Below are 20,254 nucleotides of genomic sequence, written 5' to 3' on the forward strand. Positions count from 1 at the left end.
GTGCGGCTCGACCGCTCGGAGGCGGCCGGCCGTGGCCCGCCGAAGCCGGTGATCCAGGGCTGGGTGTCGCTGCCGCTCGGCGTCGTCACGCTGGCGGAAAAGTTCGGCGGCGAGAAGGTGTCCCGCGCCGTGTTCGAGCAGATGGTCGACGTGGTGAGCGCCGCGCTCGCCGACTTCTCCCGCCGCCACGGCGGCGATCTGCGCGGGCTGCACATGCTCGGCACCTCCGGCACGGTGACCACCATCGCCGGCGTGTGGCTCGACCTGCCGCGCTACGATCGCCGCAGGGTCGACGGCTGCTGGCTGCGCACCCACGAGATCACCGCGGTGATCGACCGTTTGATGGCGATGACCTGGCAGGACCGGGTCGACAATCCGTGCATCGGCATGGAGCGGGCCGACCTGGTGCTGGCCGGCTGCGCCATCCTCGAGGCGATCCGCCGGGCGTTTCCGTGCCCGCGCCTCAGGGTCGCCGACCGCGGCCTGCGCGAGGGCATTCTGGTCAAGATGATGCGCGCCGACGGCGTGTGGGACGACGAGGGGTAGGCCGTCTTTCCTCGTGTCGCCGGTCTCGCGAGGAGGGTGGCGCCCGCCAAAACCCTTTTCGTTTTCGCCGCGCCACGCCATTGTCCTGCGCACCTTCGTTCTGCACACCGTCGTCCTGCACGCCATCGTGCCGGCACGCCACCGTCCTGTCGCCGGCCGTTCGTCTGCTGCCGTCCGGCCCGAGTATCGCGATGACCTCCGAGCGCAACCGTCCCCTGAAAGTCCAGGTCAAGGCCCGCAAGGGCCGCACTCTGGCGCAAAAGCTGTGGCTCGAGCGGCAGCTCAACGACCCGTATGTGGCGCAGGCCAAGCGCGACGGCTGGCGCTCGCGGGCGGCCTACAAGCTGATCGAGCTCGACGACCGCTTCAAGCTGATGAAGCCGGGCGCGCGGGTGGTCGATCTCGGCGCGGCGCCGGGCGGCTGGAGCCAAGTCGCGGCCAAGAGAATCGGCGCCGAGGGCGGGCGCGGCCGGCTGGTGGCGATCGACCTTTTGGACATGCCGCCGATTCCGGGCGTCGACATCCTGCACCTGGATTTCCTCGACCACAGCGCGCCCGACAAGCTGAAGGCGCTGCTCGGCGGCCCGGCCGACCTCGTGCTGTCCGACATGGCGGCCAACGCCACCGGGCACCGGAAGACGGACCACCTGAGGATCATGGGGCTCGCCGAGACGGCGGCCCAGTTCGCCCGCGAGGTTTTGGTGCCCGGCGGCGCCTTCCTCTGCAAGGTCCTTCGCGGCGGCACCGAGGGCGACCTCCTCAACGACCTCAAGCGCGATTTCGCCAAGGTGAAGCACGTCAAGCCGTCGGCGAGCCGCGCCGATTCCGCCGAGCTTTACGTGCTGGCGATGGGATTTCGGCAGGTCGGCGAGGGGTGACATCCGGTGCCGCGCACATCGTGCGGGGGGGCGACGCCCGGAGGGCTGGACGATGATCGACGTGATCGGTCTCCGCCGCCTCGGTGATTTCCGGCTGGAGATCGCGTTCTCGGACGGCACGATCGGCGTGCGCGATTTCGCTGGCGTTCGCGACAAGACCGGGGCGATGGCCGAGCCGCTGAAGGACCCCGCCTTTTTCGCTCGCGTTTTCCTGAACGATGGCGCCTTGACGTGGCCGAACGGCTACGACTGGGATCCGATCTCGCTCCACGACGAGATGCAGGCCACCGGTCTCCTGAAGCGTGCCGACGCCGCGGAGTGACGGGCCTCCTGCGCGGCTTCACTCGCGTTTCGCGGCCCGCTCGATCAGCTCCTCGCCGGCATTGGCCGGCATCTTGACGAAAAACACCACCGACGACACCGAGATCGCCCCGATCAGCAGGAAGGCGGGCGGGAAATCGGCGGCGCCGAGCGTGGTTCCGCCGTGCAGCGTCAGAACCGTCTCCAGCACCAGCGCGCCGATCGTCACCCCGGTCGAGATCGACAGCTGCTGGGTGACGCTGGCGAGCGAGGTCGCCCGGCTCATCCGCCGCGGGTCGACCTCGGCGAAGGCCAGCGTGTTGAGGCTGGTGAACTGCAGCGAGCGGGCGAGCCCGCCGAGCAGGAGCACGCAGAACATCACCCACACCGGCGTGCCGGGCACGAACGCGGCGCAGGCGGCGAGCGTCAGCCCGGCGACCACCGCATTGACGATCATGGTGTCGCGAAAGCCGAACCGGCGGAGAATCGGCGGCACCAGCGTCTTCATCGCCAGGGCGCCGATCGCGGTGGCGAAGGTGACGAGACCGGACTGGAACGGCGTCATCCCGAAGCCGAGCTGCAACAGGAGCGGCAGCAGGAAGGGCAGGGCGCCGGCCCCCACCCGAAAGACGAAGCCGCCGATCACGCCTGCCCGAAAGGTCGGCAGCGCGAGCAGCGACAGGTCGAGCACCGGTGCCGGCATTTTGCGCGCATAGACCACGTAGGCCGCCGAGCCGAGCACGCCGGTGCCGAGCAAAACCCCGGCGATCCATTTCGGCACGAAATCGACGGTGATCACCGCCGAGCCGAAGGCGAGCCCGCCGATCCCGAACGCCACCAGGATCATGCCGAGCGTGTCGAACGGGTCGGGCACCTCGGCCTTCACGTTCTCCACCACCGCGGTGACCAGCAGGAAGCCGATCAGCCCGATCGGCACGTTGACGAGGAAGATCCAGTGCCAGCTCGCATAGGTGGTGATGAAGCCGCCGAGCGGCGGCCCGAGCATCGGCCCGATCAGCGCCGGCATGGTGACCAGCGCCATCGCCGCGACGAGCTTGGTCTTCTCGACCGTGCGAAACAGCACCAGGCGGCCGACCGGGCTCATCATCGCCCCGCCCATCCCCTGCACGAAGCGGGCGAGCACGAAGTGCCACAGCGCGCTCGACATCGCGCAGGCGATCGAGCCCGCCACGAACACCACGATCGCCGAGCGGAAGATGGTGCGGGCGCCGAACCGGTCGGCCATCCAGCCGGACATCGGGATGAAAATCGCCAGCGCCAGAAGGTACGAAGTGATGGCGAGCTTCAGCTCGATCGGCGAGGTGCCGATGCTTTTGGCGATCGCCGGCAGGGCGGTGGAGATCACCGTCGAATCGAGATTCTCCATGAACAGTGCGACCGCGACGATGAACGGGACCAGACGTTCGCGGGCAAGCGGCATGGTGGGCTCGAGGGGCGGTGGCTCGTCCGACGGCGGGAAGGCCGGCGACGGGGCGCGGGGATGCGGAAGAAAGCGGAAGGCGGGTGCCGGGTTCCGGCGAGCGGACATCCTTCGGCGCCCGTCGTGTCGGAATTACGAACGGCCGGACGCCGCGGCGGCACCGAGGTCGCGTCCGTCGCCGGATTGTCGAAGGCCCGATGGGGGCGCCGCCACAGGATGCCACCGCAGGACGCATGGCCGCATTGCATCCGGTCGGTGCATCCCCACATCGAGGCGACCGACCGGGAGACGATCGACCGGCGGCCCGTCGGCGGCCGACGCCCGAACCCGGCCCGGCCGGCGCACACCACCACCGGAGCACAACCGGGGCACACCACCGAGGAGCGCACGATGATCTACATTCTCGCGGCCATCCTGCCCCCGCTCGGGCTGCTGCTCAATGGCCAGCCGTTCGCGGCGATCTTCAACCTGGTCCTGCTGGTGGTCAGCATCCTCTTGACGGTGCTGACGATCTTCTCGTTCCCGTTCCTCCTGCTGGTGCCCTCGGCGCACGCGCTGATCGCCGTGCACATGAAGCGGGAGGACCGCCGCCACCGCGAGATCGTCGACGCCATCGAGCGCCACGGCCCGCCGCCCGGCTGGCGGTGAGTCGTCCTCTCCATCGGGCGGGAGTTCCTGTTCCCGCCCGCGGCTCTGCGCGATGAGCGCACGCGTCCTCGGGCTCGCCCGCGAGTTCCTCCGGCCTTCCCATCGTCACGAGCCCGTGCTACTCACCCTCGCCAACTCCGTACAGGGACAGCCCGAGTCCCCCAGCCGCCCCCGGCTGGCCGACCGGGCATTCTCCAAAACTTCCCTGCGGCACCGGGAGCTTGGCATGGCCACCATTTCCGACGCGATTTTCCGCGAGGCGCTCACCTTCGACGACGTCCTGTTGACGCCGGGGCCCTCGGACGTGATGCCCTCCGAGGCGGACGTGCGCACGCGTCTCACCCGCGAGATCGTCCTCAACATGCCGATCATCGCCTCGGCGATGGACACCGTGACCGAGGCGGCGATGGCGATCGCGATGGCCCAGGCCGGTGGGCTCGGCGTCATCCACCGCAATCTCGAGCCCGAGCAGCAGGCCGGCCAGGTGCGGCAGGTGAAGAAGTTCGAGTCCGGCATGGTGGTGAACCCGCTCACCATCGGCCCGGAGGCGACGCTCTCCGACGCGCTCGAGATGATGGCGGCGAACCACATCTCCGGTATCCCGGTGGTGACGACCGAGGGCGGCGTCGAGGGCAAGCTGGTCGGCATCCTCACCAACCGCGACGTCCGCTTCGCCCACGACCCGGACCAAAAGGTCCGCGAGCTGATGACCAAGGAGCGGCTGATCACGGTGCGCGAGGGGGTGAACCAGCAGGAGGCCAAGAAACTCCTGCACCAGCACCGGATCGAGAAGCTTCTGGTGGTCGACGACCAGTATCGCTGCGTCGGCCTGATCACCGTGAAGGACATCGAGAAGGCGGTCGCCAACCCGAACGCCTGCAAGGACGCGCAGGGCCGGCTCCGCGTCGCCGCCGCGACCACGGTCGGCGACAAGGGATTTTCACGCTCGGAGCATTTGATCGCGGCGGGCGTCGACCTGGTGGTGGTCGACACCGCGCACGGTCACTCCCGCCACGTGTTGGAGGCGGTGAGCCGGATAAAAACGCTGTCGAACTCGGTGCAGGTCGCAGCCGGCAACGTCGCGACCCGGGACGGCGCCCAGGCGCTGATCGATGCCGGCGCGGACGCCATCAAGGTCGGCATCGGCCCGGGCTCGATCTGCACCACGCGGGTGGTGGCGGGCGTCGGCGTGCCGCAGCTCACCGCCATCATGGACGTGGTCGAGGCGGCGCACGCCGCCGGCGTCCCGGTGATCGCCGACGGCGGCATCAAGTATTCGGGCGATCTCGCAAAAGCGCTGGCGGCCGGGGCCGACTGCGCGATGATCGGCTCGCTGCTCGCCGGCACCGACGAGTCGCCGGGCGAGGTGTTTCTTTATCAGGGCCGGTCCTACAAGACCTATCGCGGCATGGGCTCGGTCGGCGCAATGGCGCGCGGCTCGGCCGACCGCTATTTTCAGCAGGACATCAAGGACGCGCTCAAGCTGGTGCCGGAGGGCGTCGAGGGGCAGGTGCCCTACAAGGGTCCGGCCGGCGCGGTGCTGCATCAGCTCACCGGCGGCCTGCGGGCGGCGATGGGCTATGTCGGCGCCAAGACGCTCACCGAGTTCCACGAGAAGGCGCGGTTCGTGCGCATCTCCGGCGCCGGCTTGCGCGAAAGCCACGTGCACGACGTGACCATCACCCGCGAGAGCCCGAACTATCCGACCCGGCTGTGAGCCGGGTACGTCCGGCGCGGGGACGTGGCGAGAACGTGGAGAAAAAAATGCCGCCCCGACCGGGGGCGCGGACCGGGGCGGCGAGGACGGGACCATCGACGAGGCGCGGGTCGCCCCGTCTGCAACCTGAATCTGTCGCATTTTGCCGATTCGCTTCAATGGCGGATCGCGGCAAATCCGCTGTCTGACGGTCATCTGGCGGTCGCTTGCGGCCGTTCTAGGCCGTTTGCGGCGCGCCGCCGCGATGCCGCAGGGATTTTGCAAGCGGTTTCGGGCCAAAGAAATCGGGCGATGGGGACGGGCGGTTGCGCGAGATCGGGCCCGAGATCGAGCCCGAGGTCGGGATCGGTGGGTCTCGGCGTGATCGGGGGCAGGGCGGTGGATACGGGGGCGAGGGTCACGGCCCCTTCCCCGACCCGCAGCAATTTCGGGTGAACCGGGGTCGGGGCCGTGAACGCGGTCGGGATGGCTGAACACCGGCCGCGTATTCTCGCGCAACGTGCGCAGGATGGATCGGTTCGTCACCGACCCCGACAAGGTGGTGACGGCGAGGCGTTCGGGCAATGCGGCAAACTCGGCCACCGGGTCGGGCGAACGGTCGCAGGCGGAGCCATCGTGTCGCGGTGCATGGTGTGGCGGCTACGACTCACGAAAGGAACCTCGGTGCGATGACGACTCCGGTGCGGACGGTCGACGAGACGGCGAAGGTGAAGGCGACGGCGACGGATATCGGCGACGGCAGGGCAGGGCCGCAGCGGCCGAGCCGCGCCGAGGCGGAGGCGGCGTTCCGCACCATCATCCGCTGGGCCGGCGACGATCCCGACCGCGAGGGTCTTCGCGAGACCCCGGCGCGGGCGGCGCGGGCCTACGAGGAGTTCTTTCGCGGCTACGACGAGGACCCCGCCGCGGTGCTGCGCAAAACCTTCGAGGAAACCGGCGGCTACGACGAGATGGTGATGCTGCGCGGGGTGCGCTTCGAGAGCCACTGCGAGCACCACATCGTGCCGATCATCGGCCGCGCCTGGGTGGCCTATGTGCCGGCCGGGCGGGTGGTCGGCATCTCGAAGCTCGCACGGCTCGTCGAGATTTTTGCCAAGCGCCTGCAGATCCAGGAGAAGATGACGGCGCAGATCGCCGACACGATCCAGGAGGTGCTGGAGCCGCAGGGCGTCGCCGTGGTGATCAAGGCGGTGCATCACTGCATGACGACCCGCGGCGTGCGCCAGCCGGCGACCGATCTCGTCACCAGCCGGATGCTCGGGGTGTTTCGCGACAACCGCTCGACCCGCCAGGAGTTTCTGGCCCTGATCGACTGACCGCCGCGGACCGCGCCGGGAGGGCCGCCGCGGCGACCTCCCAGCCTCGATGCCGCCCGTGCGGGGTCAGGCGGCGACCTCGCGGAGAAAATCGTCGACCGAGCCCTGGAGCCGGCGCGCCGTCTCGGCGAGCTCGCCGCTCGCGCCGAGCACGTCGCCGGCCGACCGGCTGGCGGCGCCGATCGCCGTCGTCACCGTCTCGATGTTGCCGGCGACGCGGGTGGCGCCGGAGGCGGCGTCCGCGACGTTGCGGGAAATCTCCCGCGTCGCGGCGGACTGCTGATCGATGGTCGCGGCGATCGAGCCGGTGAAGCGGCCGATGTCCTCCATGGTCGCGGCGATCTTGCCGATCGCGTCGACCGAGTCGCGGGTCGAGGTCTGGATGCCGGTGACCTGGGCGGCGATCTCCTCGGTCGCCTTGCCGGTCTGGCTCGCCAGCGTCTTCACCTCGCTCGCCACCACGGCGAAGCCCTTGCCGGCCTCGCCGGCCCGCGCCGCCTCGATGGTGGCGTTGAGCGCCAGGAGGTTGGTCTGCTCGGCGATCGCCTTGATCAGGTCGACCACCTTGCCGATCCGCAGGGCGGCGTCGGCGAGCGTCGCGACCTGCTCGTTGGAGCGGACGGCGAGCGCCGTCGCCTCGCCGACCACGCCGTTCGCGTGGTCGACCTGGCGGCCGATCTCGGCGACCGACGAGCCGAGCTCGTCGGTAGCGGAGGCGACGCTCTGCACGTTGCCGGCCGCTTGCTGGGAGGCCGAGAGTGCCTCGTTCGCCCGGGTGGTGGCGTCGGTCGCGATGGTGTCGAGCGAGGTCGCGGTGCCGTCGAGCCGTCGCATGCTGGCGCCGACGGCGCTCAAAACCTCGCCGATCGTGGTGCGAAAGCCGGCCACCAGCGCATCGATCCGGGTCTGCCGCTCGGCCTGCACGGTTCGGGCCTGCGCCTCCTCGGCGAGGCGCTGGTCGGTGCGCACCCGGAAGACGTCGATCGCACGCGCCATGTCGCCGAGCTCGTCCGGGCGGTCGAGGTCGAGCCGGCCGGAGATGTCCCGGTCCTGTGCGAGATCCTGGAGCGCGTCGCGCAGCGCGTCGAGCGGCCGGGTGATTCCGCGGGCGATCCACCAAGCGGCTGCCCCGAGCAGGAGCAGCACCACGAGCGTCACCCCGGCGGCCCGGATCGAGGTCGCGCGGGTCTCGGCGGCGATGTCGTCGTCGTAGACGCCGGTGCCGACCAGCATGCCCCATGGTGAATAGAGCTTGAACACCGCGGTCTTGTAGATCGGCGCGTCGGAGCCCGGCTTCTTCCACAGATAGGTCGTGTGGCCGATGCCGGCCTGGTCGATCTGTTGCAGCAGCTCGCGGTTGAACGTGCGGCCGGCCAGATCCTTCACGTCGACCTGCGGCGTGCCGATCAGCTTCGGCATGGTCGGATGGGCCAGCAGCACCATCTTGCGGTCCATCACGAGGAAGTAATCGCCGTGGCCGTAGCGCATGCCGGCGATCACCGCGAGGGCGCGCGCCCTGGCCTCGGCCTCCGACATCAGGCCGCGCGCGACCAGCTGGCGGTGGACGTCGAGCACGCCGATCGCGCTGTCGGTGAGCGATTCGAGGGTTTTCAGGCGGGTGTCGGCGGCGCCGCGGTGCTGCAGCCAGACCAGCGACCCGGCGAGCACGAGGCAGCCGAGGCCGAGCACGCCGACCAGGGCGAGGAGCCGTCCGCCAATGCGGAGGCGAAGCGATGGGGTGGGCATCGAAGAGGTCCTTCGGTACAACCTTGCCTCTGCAATGATGGGCGAGGTGTCCGATGACGTTAGCGGGCCGCACCTTAATTTTGTCTAATGGCGAGAATCGTTACTCGACTTCGATTGTCGCATTTTTCGGTCGGGGGGAGGGGGGACGGCTCGGCCGGTAGGCGTGGCGGACCGCCTGTCTGTGTGGCGGGCCGCGACCTGGCTCCGAGCGGACCGGACGAGACGACGCCGGCGGCGCTCGTTCGACGAGCGCCGGCCGGTTCGTCGCCGATCACGAGGGGTCGGCGCGCCGCGTCGGTCTCGGGTCCTGTCGCCGGTGCCGTGGCACCCGGCGTCACGCGATGCGACCCGCTCTCGCGAGGGAGAGGGGGGAGGGGCGACGCCCGCCGACTGGTGTCAGCGGACGGCGCGCAGGCGCGGCTTCTCGGCCGTGTCGGCCGCGAGGGTGCGGGCGGCGGTGATCGGCGTCACGTTGCCGGCCGGCGCGGGTGCCGCGGTTTTTGCGGTGGTCGCGGCCTTGCCGGCCTTCTTGCCGCTGTCGGCGCGCTCGGCGGCCTTGGCCTTCGCCTTGGCGGCGAGCCGCGAAGCCTTCTTCTTGGCCGGCGCCTTGGCGGGGGCCTTCGGCGTCTCGGCGGCGGCCTCGGGGGCCTCGGCGGCGGCGGCGACCGCGGGGGCCGGCGCCGGCTTTTCGGCGACCATCTCGGGTGCCGGGCTCACCGGCTTGCCGACGGCGGCCGTCGCGGCCGTCTCGGCGAGGATCTCGCGCTCGGCCTGCAGCCAATACTGGTCGTCCTGTCCATGGGCGCAGCCGTGGGCGAGCCAAATGTGATAGGCGCGTTCGCGGATGCGGTCTTCGAGGGTCTGTGCCACATCGACCTCCTGTTGCGAAAGGAGGCCCATGGTTGCCGCAGGTATGGTTAACGAAGCGTAAATCCCACTCGCAGTGCGAGAATGTTTCGGAAATGGCGCCTCGAGAACAATTTTTGGTAGAAAATATTGTGCATTGCACAGTGGTTGCGCGCGGCTCACCGCCGAATCGCTGCGCCGAATACCGTCACGAGCCGACTCGGGAACCCCGAGTCGGCTCGTTCGTGTTCGGATGCGCTCGTGGTCCGCTTCCGACATTCGCATCCCGCCGCCGCACATCCGATGGCGAATGTCGGAATCGAAAAGACCACTGGCAATCATCGGGGCCTAGCGGAGCTTCGAATTCGACGTTCGAGAACGAAGATGCGGCCGGGTGGGACTCGAATGTCGAACTCGCTCCACTAGAGCCAGCGGCGGTGGCTGCTCGGGTCGTCGATGCGGCGCGAGACGACCAGCCGGTTCCAGATGAACAGGACGAGGACGGCACCGACCGTCGCGCCGATCAGCCCGGCTCCCTGGTCGATCCGGTACCAGCCGACGGTCTGGCCGAGCCAGGTGGCGACGAACGCCCCGGCGATGCCGAGCAGTGTCGTCAGGATGAAGCCGGACGGCTTGTTCGGGCCGGGCGCGATGAATCGCGCCAAGATGCCCGCGACGAACCCGATCGCGATGATCCACAGAATCGACATTCATGCCTCCTCGATCCGCGCCGCCGCGGGCGCCCGATGCAATGCCGGTTCAACTCGCCGTCGAATGCCGGGTTCCCGAAATTTGTCGGAGATGCGGCAAGGCGACCGGCGGGGCCTGGAAGAGGCGGCGGGACCGCGCCCTGTTTTGGCGGATTGGCGACAGGTCGGACACGAAATTGTCGGCAACGCCACATCGGCCGGGCTCGCCCCGCTCTGCGGGATGTCGCAAAACCCACTGCGCCGGCTCGTCTTTTCGCGCGAGCGCGGGTGGCACGCACATTGCCAGGGTGGACGAGCCAGAGTGGAATTATTCGACCTTCAGTCTCCATTTTCGAGAGCAGAGCCAATGGCCGACGTCACCTTCACCTCGCCCGCCATGTCCAAGGACGTGACCGTCTACGCCGTCGCGGGCGACACCCGGACGCTCCTGTCGGTGGCCAAGGAGCACAAGGTTCCGATCCATTTCGAGTGCGAGAACGGCGAGTGCGGCTCGTGCGCCTGTGAGGTGTCGGTGCTGTCCGGCAAGACGCCGCTCGGCGTCAACCTCACCGAGAAGGAGAAGACCGTGCTCAAGCTCGCCGGCAAGGTCACGGACCAGCAGATCGCCGACGCCGAGGTGAAGAACCTGCCGCCGCCGTGGCGCCTCGCCTGCCAGTTCATCGTCCGCCACGAGGACGTGCTGGTGAAGTTCTGATCGGCGCGTCCCGCCGCGGCGGTCGGCCGTTCGCGGAACGCGAGATCCGGCGGAACCAGGGTGCGGTCGTCGACCGCGCCCGCGGGCGGCGGCGTGCGGAAAATCCGCATTCCGCTGCCGCTGCCGCCGCGCTAGGGTGGCGCCGTTCGTGGGAGCGGTCGCATGTTCGACGGGTATTATTTCAAGGGCCGGGGGTTCCTCTGGCACCGGACCAAGGGGCCGATCGTCTGGTGGCCTCTCAACTGGCTCTGGTTCTTCGTGTTCGAGCAGAAGCGCCTGCGCGAGGACGCGCGCGAGGAGAAGGCGGAGAAGAAGGCCGCCAAGGCCGCCGCCAAGGAAGCCGCTGCCAAGGAGAAGGCGGGCGTGACGGAGCCCGGCATGCCGGCTTCGACGACCGAGAAGGTCGACGGCGCCTGACGCGTCGTCTGCACGCGACGTCCGATCGCTCGGGTCACCGCAGCGCCACCAGCCCGGCGCCGAGCGCGATCAACGCGACGCCGACCCAGCCGGTGACCGACAAGCGCTCGCCGAGAAACAGCGCACCGAACACCGCCACCAACACCACCGACAGCTTGTCGACCGGAGCGACGCGGGCCGCCTCGCCGAGCTTCAGCGCGCGGAAATAGCAGACCCACGAGGCGCCGGTGGCGAGTCCCGACAGCACCAGGAACACCCAGGTGCGTGCCGGCACGGTTCCCGGCGGCTGCCATTGCCCGCTCGCCGCCACGAGCAGCGTCACCATCGCCAGGATCACCACGGTGCGCACGAAGGTGGCGTAGTCCGAGCCGACGCCTGCGACGCCCACCTTGGCGAAAATCGCCGTCAGCGCCGCGAAGGCGGCCGAGAGCAGCGCCCACACCTGCCAGCTCGACAGAACCCGCATGCGCGCCTCCGCGGTGGCCGCGGCCGCTCTTCGGCCGCGCTCGGGCCCGTGATAGCGCGTTCGGCGGCGCCGTCCAGTCGCCGTCCAGTCGCCGTCCATCCGCCATCCAGTCGTCGAACGGCTGCCGGGCGGCACGCCGCAAACGCGAAAAAGCCGGCCCGAAGGCCGGCTTTTCCGAAACTCTTCGTCGATCGCGCGAGGAAAGGCTCAGCGCGAATAGTACTCGACCACCAGGTTCGGCTCCATCTGGGCGGCGTAGGGCACGTCGCCGAGGCCCGGCACGCGGGCGAGCTTCGCGGTCATCTTGCCGTGGTCGACCTCGATGTAGTCGGGCACGTCGCGCTCGGCGAGCTGGCTCGCCTCGATGACGATCGCGAGCTGCTTCGACTTGTCCTTCACCTCGATCAGGTCGCCGACCTTGCAGCGGAAGCTCGGGATGTTGACCCGGCGACCGTTCACCTTGACGTGGCCGTGATTGATGAACTGGCGGGCCGCGAACGGGGTCGCCACGAACTTCGAGCGGTACACCACCGCGTCGAGCCGGCGCTCCAGGAGGCCGATCAGGTTCTCGCCGGAATCACCCTTCATCCGGATCGCCTCCTCGTAGAGGCCGAAGAACTGCTTCTCGGAGATGTTGCCGTAATAGCCCTTGAGCTTCTGCTTGGCGCGCAGCTGCACGCCGTAGTCCGACAGCTTGCCCTTGCGGCGCTGGCCGTGCTGGCCGGGGCCGTACTCGCGGCGATTCACGGGGCTCTTCGGGCGGCCCCAGATGTTCTGGCCCATACGGCGATCGATCTTGTACTTCGCCTCGATGCGCTTGGTCATCGCGTCCTCGTTGGCGGGGTTGCGCCCGCCTTGTTGGTGGAATGAGGATCGCGCCCTCCTCTGCCACGGCGAGTGGGCCGGGCCGACAGGCCGTCGCCCTGCGCGGGCGAAGACCTCGGGTCGCGAAACGTTTCGCGGGCCGTGCGGCCCGCGAGACGCACAGGGTTTTAGGGGAACCGCGGCGATTGTCAAACTTTTGCGACCGCCGCGGTCGCCGCGCGGCACAGGCCGAAGGCTTTCAAGGCGTCGGCGAGGGCCGGGGAGGGCGCCCGTCCCGAGGTGAAGACGAAGGCGTCCCGCGCTCCGCGCTGTCCGGCCGCGGCGGCGAGGCCGCAAGCGGGGCCGCAAGCGGCGCCGGAGGCGGGGCCGAGCAGCGACACCACCCGCCGGGCGATCGCCGGGGCCGGGTCGATCCAGCCGACCGGCCAGGGGGCGAGCGTGGCGAGCCGGTCCTTCAGCAGCGGATAATGCGTGCAGGCGAGCGCCACCGTATCGGTGCGTCGCGCGCCGTCGGCGACGAAGCACGGCGCGATCTCCGCCGCGATGTCGGCGTCCGCCACCGGCCGGCCTTCCAGCGCCGCCTCGGCGAGCGCGGCGAGATGGGCGGAGCCGACCAGCGTCACCGCGCAGTTCTGGCCGAAATCGCGGATCAAGGCCTTGGTGTATTCGCGCTTCACCGTCGCCTCGGTGCCGAGCACCGACACGAGTTTTGTCCGCGAGCCGGCGCAGGCGGGCTTGATCGCCGGCACCGTGCCGACGAACGGCACCGTGTGGGCGGCGCGCAAATGCGGCAGCACCAGGGTGGAGGCGGTGTTGCAGGCGATGACGACCAGGTCCGGGCGGTGGGTGGCGATCAGCTCGCCCATCAGCGGCACCAGCCGGCCGATCAGCGTCGCCTCGGAGTGGCGGCCATAGGGGAAGAAGGCGTCGTCGGCGACATAGACGTAGCGGGCGTCCGGCCGTGCCGCGACCACCTCGCGCAGCACCGTCAGTCCCCCCAGTCCCGAATCGAACACCAGGATGGTGGTTTCGCCCGTGTGGCCGCCGTGCATCGTCTCGTCCGGCGCTCCTGCCGCCGTTCCGTCGTCTTTTTGGCCCGAGTCTGCGCTGGCGTCTACTCGAAGGCTCGCTCCATGCTGCGCCCCGCATAGAGGAGGCGCAACACGATCACGTCTTCGCCTCTCACCGTGAAGGCGATCGCCACCCGCCGCTCGAAGCCGATCACCCGCAGTCCCGGCCGGATGTCGTCGCGCATCGTCCCACGCTGCGGGAAAGGCAGGAGGTCGAGGCAGCGTCGCTCGATCCGCCGAATGTAAGCGAGGGCGCGGTCGTGGCCGGCACTGTCGACGATCCAGTCGAAAATCGCGTCGAGGTCGGCCTGGGCCGCCTCGGAGAACAAGACCCTTCCGGTCATCCTCGGTCGGCCGTCGTGCGCCGACGGTGGGCTCGTGCCTCGAGCCCGCCGAAGACGTCGGACGAAGGTACCAGTGGTTCCTCGCCGCTGGCGACGCGATCGTACGTCGCCGCGACGTCGTTCCGGAGCCAGGCATCGAGAGCGGTGTCGCGATCCGCGAGCGCCTGCAGACCGTCACGCACCACCGCGCTCGCGTCGGCATAGGCGCCCGAGCCGACCCGCTCCTCGACCAGCCGCATCAAATCCTCCGACAGGGTCACGGTGAGGCTTCGTTCGGCCATCGCGATTCTCCTTCGGTTGCGGCGGCGAGGTCGGAGGACCGCGCGCGAGGTCGGTCGATCACACCCGCCCAAAGACCCGCCGGAAGATGGTGTCGACGTTCTTGAAATGATAGCCGAGGTCGAACAGGGCCTCGATCTCCTTGTCGGACAAAGCCTTTTTGACGTCCGGATCGGCTTTCAGCAACCCCATGAAGTCGGTCGCCTCGCCGCGCCACACCTTCATCGCATTGCGCTGGACGAAAGCGTAGGAATCCTCGCGGCTCACGCCGTGTTGTGTGAGTGCCAGGAGAACCCGCTGGGAGTGCACGAGGCCGCCCAGCCGGTCGAGATTCTTCTTCATGTTCTCCGGGTAAACGATGAGCTTGTCGACGATTCCGGTCAGCCGGGCGAGCGCGAAGTCGAGCGTCACCGTGGCGTCCGGCCCGATCATCCGCTCGGCCGAGGAGTGGGAGATGTCCCGCTCGTGCCACAGCGCGACGTTCTCCATCGCCGGCGTCACGTAAGCGCGCACCATGCGGGCAAGGCCGGTCAGATTTTCCGACAGCACCGGATTGCGCTTGTGCGGCATCGCCGACGAGCCCTTCTGCCCCTCCGAGAAGAACTCCTCCGCCTCCAAGACCTCGGTGCGCTGCAGGTGGCGGATCTCGATCGCCAGTCGCTCGACCGAGGAGGCGACGACGCCGAGCGTCGCGAAGAACATGGCGTGGCGGTCGCGTGGGATCACCTGGGTCGACACCGGCTCGACCGTGAGCCCCATCGCCTCGGCGACGTGCTCCTCCACCCGCGGGTCGATCTGGGCAAATGTGCCGACGGCGCCCGAGATGGCGCAGGTCGCCACCTCTTTCCGTGCAGCGACCATCCGCTCCCGCGCCCGCGAGAACTCCGCATAGGCGCCGGCGAGCTTGAGCCCGAACGTGGTCGGCTCGGCATGGATGCCGTGCGAGCGGCCGATCGTGGGGGTGAGCTTGTGCTCGAAGGCGCGCCGCTCGATCGCGGCGAGCAGGCCGTCGAGATCGGCGATCAGCAGGTCGGCGGCGCGGGCGAGCTGCACGCCGAGGCAGGTGTCGAGCACGTCCGAGGACGTCATGCCCTGGTGCACGAAACGCGCCTCCGGCCCGACGATCTCCGCGAGGTGGGTGAGGAAGGCGATCACATCGTGCTTGGTGGTGCGCTCGATCGCGTCGATCCGGGCGACGTCGAAGGTCACGCCTTTGGCCTTCTCCCAGATGGTGCGGGCGGCGTCCGCCGGGATGATGCCGAGGTCCGCCATGGCGTCGGCCGCGTGCGCCTCGATCTCGAACCAGATGCGGAAACGGGTCTGCGGCTCCCAGATGGAGGCCATTTCGGGGCGAGTGTAACGCGGGATCATGGTCGGCTCACGGTTTCGGGATTTTTGCGGGCTCTAGCAGATCGCGCCCGGCGAAGCCATGCGGGAGACGGCCGGGAGACGCGGCGGCGGGTGTGGAGCGGCGGGACCGGCAAAAACCCTCGCGTGCTCCACTGTGCCCGCCAGGCCCGCGGTGGGCGCCGGCCCGTACTCCCCGGGGATCATGTTCGTAGCGCCCGGATGTTACGTATTGGCGAGCGTTGACAGCCATGCGCGTCAATGTAGCATGACATTGTCACTGTCGTAGACAGCACACCGAAACGTCGTCGATGGTCACCGCGTCGGCAGAAGCGAATTACATCGTCTCGTCTGCAAGGCAAATCTTTCTTTTCAGTGCCTTTACGTCGGGGCGGCTGCCGAAGCCGTGGGAATTCTGTCGATCTGCGGGTCGAGGTCGATGCCGAGGGCAGTGCCCGCTCGCGTAGATTTCACGCGGAGCGAAGCGATCGATACGCCCGGCGGGGGCCGGGCGAAGCGGTCGTGGCGGTTCGTCACGACGACAACGGCCGCCGGCCTGGTGCCGCGCGGTCACTGATGGAGGGTCATGATATGGCTGAAGCGACCCGGAGCTTGTCCGGATTGACCGAAGAGGAAGCTGTCGAGTTCCACTCGCAGTTCAAGACGACCTTCTCGGCGTTCATCGTCATCGCCGTCCTCGCCCACGTCCTGGTGTGGGCCTGGAAGCCCTGGTTCTGAGCGAAGGGGGATCGACCATGAGCAATCCGCAAGACGACTACAAGATCTGGCTGGTCATCAACCCGTCGAACTGGCTGCCGGTGATCTGGATCACCGTTCTCCTGGTGGCGATGGCGGTTCACGCCTTCGTTCTCAACGACGCGCGCTACAATTTCCTCGCCGCCAAGTCGGCGGCCGTGACGTCGCAGACGAAGTGACGTGTCGCAATCCGGGATCGGCCGTGTGCGGCCGGTCCCGGAGTGTCCAACCCTCTCGAGGTTGCCGCCCGTCGAGGGCCACACGTCCGGCCGGTCCATCCGCCGGCTCGCTCGCGAAAGAACGAGAGCTCGCGAGAGAACGAGAGAAGGCGTGTGCCTCGCACGGCGGCGGTTCGCTGCCGGCGGACCGATCGCAGGCGGCGTCGGGGAAAAAACCGGCGGCCGCGGTGATCGGTCCTTCGGCCGCGTGCGGCGGGTCGGGCTCGGCGCATCATGCTCGCGCCGGCGCGGGTGGTCGGTTGCTCGGCCGGTCGCGCGAACGTGAAGGTCGGCCGTCCGACGATCCTGGTCCACCGGTTCCGACGGGAGTACGATGATACTTCGACCGACCGGACCCCCGACCGGACCGATGTGCCATGCGCCCTGCCGTGGAAGCTTCGGAAATCTGTCGAACCCTGCCGCTGAATGCCGCGATTGTCGACCCGGACGGGACGATCCGCGAGGTCAACAAGCCGTGGCGCGATTTCGGTGCGGCGAATGGCCTGCTCACGCGCGATGCCGGGGTCGGCACGAATTATTTCGACGTCTGCCCGTCCGAGATGGTGCACGAGCTGCGCGAGGTGATCGCCCGCCGGCGCGACGTGTTCACCTGCATCTATCCCTGCCACTCGTGCGAGGACGTGCGGTGGATGGCGATGATCGCGCTTCCGCTCGCGGCCGAGCCGCCGACCGGCCTCACGCTGCTGCATCTCGATTTCACCGCCATGCTGCCGAAGCCGATCGCGCGCGGCCCGCTGCGCGAGGGGCGGATGGTCGACGCGGCGCTCGCCGACGTGTTCCGGCCGGTGGTCGCGCTGATCGAGCAGACCATGGCGCGCGCCGTCGCCGAGGCGCGGGTGGTCGATCCGGCGGCACCCCAGCGGGCGTTCGAGAAGGCGATGATCGCCGACCGGCTGGCCAAGCGTCAGCGCGAGGTTCTGGCGCTGCTCGGGCAGGGCCAGAGCAACCAGGAGATCGCCGGCCGGCTCGGCATCTCGATGAATACCGCCAAGCTGCACGTCGCGGCGATCCTGCGCCGCCTCGGCCTCGACAACCGGATGCAGGCGGTGGCGCTCGGCGCCCGGATGTACGGGGTGGTCGACGTGTTGCGGCCGGCGCTGGCGACGGGCGGCGACCACATCGGCGACCCCATCGGCGAGAGTAGTCGGCCGAGGGTACGTATTGACCGACATTGACATCAGGAAGTGTAAATGTAGCTTTACAGCCCAATGAATTGAACGTTCGTCGGTGGTATTCTTCTCGTCTCACTCGGGGCCGGATTTTGCGAGGCCCGGATCGACACGACATGCAGAACGAGGGCGGCCGCACCGGGGTGCGGCCTCGTCTCCGGCATGTCGGGCCGAGGCTCGCGAGCGGACCGCGTGGGACAAGTCGAGACGCCGACGGGACGCACGCTATTCCCGGGTGACCGGGTCGACCGAATGTCGTGACTTGTCGTCACGACAGAACCCGCCGAGCGGGACGTTTTGCAGCAACTTCCCGCGGCAACCTCATTGGAGGGAATTTTATGGCGAATCCCGAGAGGAGCCTCTCCGGTCTGACGGACGAAGAGGCACGCGAGTTCCACAGCCAGTTCACCACGACGTTCATGGCATTCATGGTGCTGTGCGTCCTCGCCCACGTTCTCGTGTGGGCCTGGCGGCCCTGGTACTGAGCGAGGAGGAACAAGTCATGGCCAATCCGCAGGACGACTACAAGATCTGGCTGGTTCTCAACCCGTCGACTTGGCTCCCCGTGATCTGGATCGCCGCGCTGGTCGTCGCGATCCTCATCCACGCGCTGGTTCTCACCCACCCGCGCTACAACCACATGTCGATCGCCCAGGCGAAGTACTCGACCCCGGCGAAGTGACACGGCGCAGCGGCCGCCGCTCGGTGGCCGCGCCCGGCGCCCCGGCGCCGAGCCCTCGACTCGAGCACCGATCGCCGTGCGACCCGCGTGGTCGCTGGCCGAACGGATGCCCGTCGAGGGTTTGCGCCGGGGTCGGTGGCTTGTCGAACAGCCGCTCCTACGGGGTTCGACCCGCAGGGGCGGCTTTTTCGTTTTGGCGCAGGGGTGATACCAACGGCGACAGAGTCCGACCTCGTCCTGAGGAGCACTCCGCAGGAGTGCATCTCGAAGGGCGAGGCCACGGTGCGGGCCTCATCCTTCGAGATGGCCGCTTCGCGGCCCCTCAGGATGAGGTCATAGTTTTCCGCCGCTGGTATGAGTTCGTGAGCGCGGCCGGCTCGAGCGTGGCCGGTGCCGGGGCCGGCGGGCGGAGTCGATAGGCGCGCCCGCGCGAGAGGGCCGGCCATCGCGCGGCACCGGGGTACGCATCGCCAGGCGACGCGGTCGTCTCGGCAAGGCCGGCGGGCGAGGCTGCCACGTGCTTTGCCGCTGCGAGCGAGGGGGCTCGTGGCCGGCGGCGCGGCTGGCGGCGCTTCTTGCGGTCATTCTGGCGGCGCTTCTTGCGGTCATCGCCGGGCCGGGCCGGCTCGGTGCCGGCGGGCGGGGCAGGGGAGCCGAACTCGATTCGGCACGCCGTGCCTCGTCGTGTCCCGCTCGCCGTCCTCCGCCGCTCCGCGCACGCGCTGTTCGTCACTCCGCCCTCGCGATTCCCGATTCCCCATTCGCCATTCCCCACTCGCCACTCGCTTCTCTCTCCTCCCGAACCCACCCGACGGCAGGGATTTTCCGGCAAAACCCATCCCCGGGTATGCCAACGCGGGTTGACAAGCGGCGGCGTCAATCTAACCTTACGATCATGCCTCGCGAGGCGGCGAGGCCGCCGAGGACGCGTCCGGGACCACCATGCAGACGGCGTTGGCACAGTTCGAAACCCTGCGTTCGCTGGCCCTGAACGTCACCGTGCTCGATCCGGACGGAACGATCGCCGACACCAACTCGACGTGGCGCGATCCCTGTCCGGTCACCGGCAAGACGTTGCCGGACGCCGGTCGCGGCCTCAATTATCTCGATCTCTGTCCGCCCGAGCGGGCGCGCCAGCTCGAGCATCTGTTGGCCGGGCGGTGCGATCTCGTCACCAGCGTCTATCCGTGCGAGGCGCGCGAGCAGCCACGCTGGGTGCTCTTGATCGGCCTGCCGCTCGCCGAGGCGCGGCCGCGCCGGGCGATGCTGATGCACATCGACGTGTCGGCGCTGCTGCCGTTCGATCTCGGCCATCGTGAGCTGCGCGCGCTGCACTCCCCCGAAACGATCGGCGCGCCGGCGCTCGACGCCATCGTGCACACGATCGAGCACACCATCGCCCGCAGCATGGCGGGTGGCCCCGCGGGGGCCGCCGGTCCGCGGCCGGGCGGCGCGAGCAACGGCCATGTGCTCGGGCTCGCGCTCGGCGCCGCGCTCGGTGGCCAGGCGGGTCCAGGGGGCGTTCTGCCCGGCGGGCTGCGGCGGCCGGATCGCCCGGCGACCGAGGGCGCGCGCGCCGACGGCCGCGAGCTTCCGCACGCCGAGACGGTGACGGTCGCGACCCAACTGCCCAAGCGTCAGCGCCAGGTCTTTGCGCTGCTCGGCGACGGCAAGAGCAATTCCGAGATCGCCGCCGCGCTCGGCATCTCGATGAACACCGCAAAGCTGCACGTCGCCGCGGTGCTGCGCCGGCTCGGGCTCGACAACCGCATGCAGGCGGTGGCGCTCGCCGCCCGCGTCTCCCGCGACACGGTGTAG

Annotated in this window: 24 protein-coding genes; 14 read left to right on the plus strand and 10 right to left on the minus strand. The window is 69.1% G+C overall.

Translation table 11 applies throughout. The features are described 5' to 3' along the window. From A33M_RS15330 to A33M_RS15340, 3 genes are all read left to right on the plus strand, one after another. The coding region (locus tag A33M_RS15330) for a Ppx/GppA phosphatase family protein (protein WP_443213277.1) at positions 1-546 on the plus strand (546 nt) is incomplete at its 5' end. Between the two features lie 191 nt (positions 547-737). Beyond that, positions 738-1,424 (plus strand): RlmE family RNA methyltransferase, encoded by a 687-nt coding sequence (locus A33M_RS15335; protein ID WP_008388810.1) that lies wholly within the window; start codon positions 738-740, stop codon positions 1,422-1,424. A gap of 52 nt (positions 1,425-1,476) precedes the next feature. Continuing rightward, positions 1,477-1,746, plus strand: coding sequence for a DUF2442 domain-containing protein (locus tag A33M_RS15340; protein WP_008388811.1), 270 nt, complete (start codon positions 1,477-1,479; stop codon positions 1,744-1,746). 18 nt (positions 1,747-1,764) lie between these two features. Here the strand turns inward: A33M_RS15340 and A33M_RS15345 are convergent, their stop codons facing one another. Beyond that, on the minus strand, positions 1,765-3,165 hold the full coding sequence (locus A33M_RS15345) for a DHA2 family efflux MFS transporter permease subunit (protein WP_008388812.1): 1,401 nt from the start codon (positions 3,163-3,165) through the stop codon (positions 1,765-1,767). Positions 3,166-3,555: 390 nt separating this feature from the next. Between A33M_RS15345 and A33M_RS15350 the strand changes: the two genes are divergently transcribed. The 3 genes from A33M_RS15350 to folE all read left to right on the plus strand — a co-directional run bounded on the left by A33M_RS15350 (position 3,556) and on the right by folE (position 6,846). Beyond that, positions 3,556-3,813 (plus strand): hypothetical protein, encoded by a 258-nt coding sequence (locus A33M_RS15350; RefSeq protein WP_040620911.1) that lies wholly within the window; start codon positions 3,556-3,558, stop codon positions 3,811-3,813. A 226-nt stretch (positions 3,814-4,039) separates the two neighbouring features. Beyond that, a complete protein-coding gene (guaB, locus tag A33M_RS15355) occupies positions 4,040-5,530 on the plus strand; it encodes an IMP dehydrogenase (protein ID WP_008388814.1) in 1,491 nt (496 codons plus the stop codon). Between the two features lie 668 nt (positions 5,531-6,198). Then, entirely contained in the window at positions 6,199-6,846 is a 648-nt protein-coding gene (gene folE / locus A33M_RS15360) for a GTP cyclohydrolase I FolE (protein ID WP_083850497.1), read from the plus strand. Between the two features lie 66 nt (positions 6,847-6,912). Here the strand turns inward: folE and A33M_RS15365 are convergent, their stop codons facing one another. The 3 genes from A33M_RS15365 to A33M_RS15375 form a co-directional block, all read right to left on the minus strand. Then, positions 6,913-8,592: a methyl-accepting chemotaxis protein gene (locus tag A33M_RS15365; protein WP_040620889.1), complete on the minus strand. Its 1,680-nt coding sequence runs from the start codon at positions 8,590-8,592 to the stop codon at positions 6,913-6,915. A 396-nt stretch (positions 8,593-8,988) separates the two neighbouring features. Continuing rightward, positions 8,989-9,462, minus strand: coding sequence for a DUF2934 domain-containing protein (locus tag A33M_RS24465; RefSeq protein WP_008388819.1), 474 nt, complete (start codon positions 9,460-9,462; stop codon positions 8,989-8,991). A gap of 398 nt (positions 9,463-9,860) precedes the next feature. Further along, positions 9,861-10,148: a GlsB/YeaQ/YmgE family stress response membrane protein gene (locus A33M_RS15375; RefSeq protein ID WP_008388821.1), complete on the minus strand. Its 288-nt coding sequence runs from the start codon at positions 10,146-10,148 to the stop codon at positions 9,861-9,863. Positions 10,149-10,494: 346 nt separating this feature from the next. Here A33M_RS15375 and A33M_RS15380 point away from each other — a divergent pair, with 346 nt between their 5' ends. Continuing rightward, positions 10,495-10,842: a 2Fe-2S iron-sulfur cluster-binding protein gene (locus tag A33M_RS15380; protein WP_040620891.1), complete on the plus strand. Its 348-nt coding sequence runs from the start codon at positions 10,495-10,497 to the stop codon at positions 10,840-10,842. Between the two features lie 162 nt (positions 10,843-11,004). After that, complete coding sequence (locus A33M_RS15385) at positions 11,005-11,259, plus strand: hypothetical protein (protein ID WP_008388825.1); 255 nt, start codon at positions 11,005-11,007, stop codon at positions 11,257-11,259. Between the two features lie 34 nt (positions 11,260-11,293). Here A33M_RS15385 and A33M_RS15390 read toward each other — a convergent pair whose 3' ends face one another. The 6 genes from A33M_RS15390 to purB all read right to left on the minus strand — a co-directional run bounded on the left by A33M_RS15390 (position 11,294) and on the right by purB (position 15,614). Continuing rightward, complete coding sequence (locus A33M_RS15390; RefSeq protein ID WP_008388827.1) at positions 11,294-11,725, minus strand: EamA family transporter; 432 nt, start codon at positions 11,723-11,725, stop codon at positions 11,294-11,296. 207 nt (positions 11,726-11,932) lie between these two features. Beyond that, positions 11,933-12,550, minus strand: coding sequence for a 30S ribosomal protein S4 (gene rpsD / locus A33M_RS15395; RefSeq protein WP_008388830.1), 618 nt, complete (start codon positions 12,548-12,550; stop codon positions 11,933-11,935). Between the two features lie 188 nt (positions 12,551-12,738). Continuing rightward, the gene (gene murI / locus A33M_RS15400; RefSeq protein ID WP_008388832.1) at positions 12,739-13,602 is read right to left on the minus strand and encodes a glutamate racemase; all 864 of its coding nucleotides are present in this window, start codon (positions 13,600-13,602) and stop codon (positions 12,739-12,741) included. A gap of 62 nt (positions 13,603-13,664) precedes the next feature. Next, positions 13,665-13,964 (minus strand): type II toxin-antitoxin system RelE/ParE family toxin, encoded by a 300-nt coding sequence (locus A33M_RS15405; protein ID WP_008388834.1) that lies wholly within the window; start codon positions 13,962-13,964, stop codon positions 13,665-13,667. Further along, complete coding sequence (locus tag A33M_RS15410) at positions 13,961-14,245, minus strand: ribbon-helix-helix domain-containing protein (RefSeq protein WP_008388836.1); 285 nt, start codon at positions 14,243-14,245, stop codon at positions 13,961-13,963. Before A33M_RS15410 ends, A33M_RS15405 begins: the two co-directional genes overlap by 4 nt. Before the next feature lie 58 nt (positions 14,246-14,303). Further along, positions 14,304-15,614, minus strand: coding sequence for an adenylosuccinate lyase (purB, locus tag A33M_RS15415; RefSeq protein WP_008388837.1), 1,311 nt, complete (start codon positions 15,612-15,614; stop codon positions 14,304-14,306). A 567-nt stretch (positions 15,615-16,181) separates the two neighbouring features. Between purB and pufB (A33M_RS15420) the strand changes: the two genes are divergently transcribed. The 6 genes from pufB (A33M_RS15420) to A33M_RS22500 all read left to right on the plus strand — a co-directional run bounded on the left by pufB (A33M_RS15420) (position 16,182) and on the right by A33M_RS22500 (position 20,254). Next, positions 16,182-16,328, plus strand: a complete 147-nt coding sequence (gene pufB / locus A33M_RS15420; protein WP_040620922.1) for a light-harvesting antenna LH1, beta subunit — start codon at positions 16,182-16,184, stop codon at positions 16,326-16,328. A gap of 17 nt (positions 16,329-16,345) precedes the next feature. Further along, the gene (pufA, locus tag A33M_RS15425; RefSeq protein WP_008388843.1) at positions 16,346-16,525 is read left to right on the plus strand and encodes a light-harvesting antenna LH1, alpha subunit; all 180 of its coding nucleotides are present in this window, start codon (positions 16,346-16,348) and stop codon (positions 16,523-16,525) included. A 416-nt stretch (positions 16,526-16,941) separates the two neighbouring features. Beyond that, a complete protein-coding gene (locus A33M_RS24680) occupies positions 16,942-17,760 on the plus strand; it encodes a helix-turn-helix transcriptional regulator (protein ID WP_008388844.1) in 819 nt (272 codons plus the stop codon). A gap of 332 nt (positions 17,761-18,092) precedes the next feature. Further along, entirely contained in the window at positions 18,093-18,239 is a 147-nt protein-coding gene (gene pufB, locus A33M_RS15435) for a light-harvesting antenna LH1, beta subunit (protein WP_008388845.1), read from the plus strand. Between the two features lie 17 nt (positions 18,240-18,256). Beyond that, positions 18,257-18,436 carry a light-harvesting antenna LH1, alpha subunit gene (gene pufA / locus A33M_RS15440; RefSeq protein ID WP_008388847.1) on the plus strand — a complete coding sequence of 60 codons (180 nt, stop codon included), beginning with the start codon at positions 18,257-18,259 and terminating at the stop codon, positions 18,434-18,436. Between the two features lie 942 nt (positions 18,437-19,378). Then, positions 19,379-20,254 (plus strand): helix-turn-helix transcriptional regulator, encoded by an 876-nt coding sequence (locus A33M_RS22500; RefSeq protein WP_008388849.1) that lies wholly within the window; start codon positions 19,379-19,381, stop codon positions 20,252-20,254.

Source organism: Rhodovulum sp. PH10 (assembly GCF_000293785.1).
Taxonomy (GTDB): Bacteria; Pseudomonadota; Alphaproteobacteria; order Rhizobiales; family Xanthobacteraceae; genus Rhodoplanes.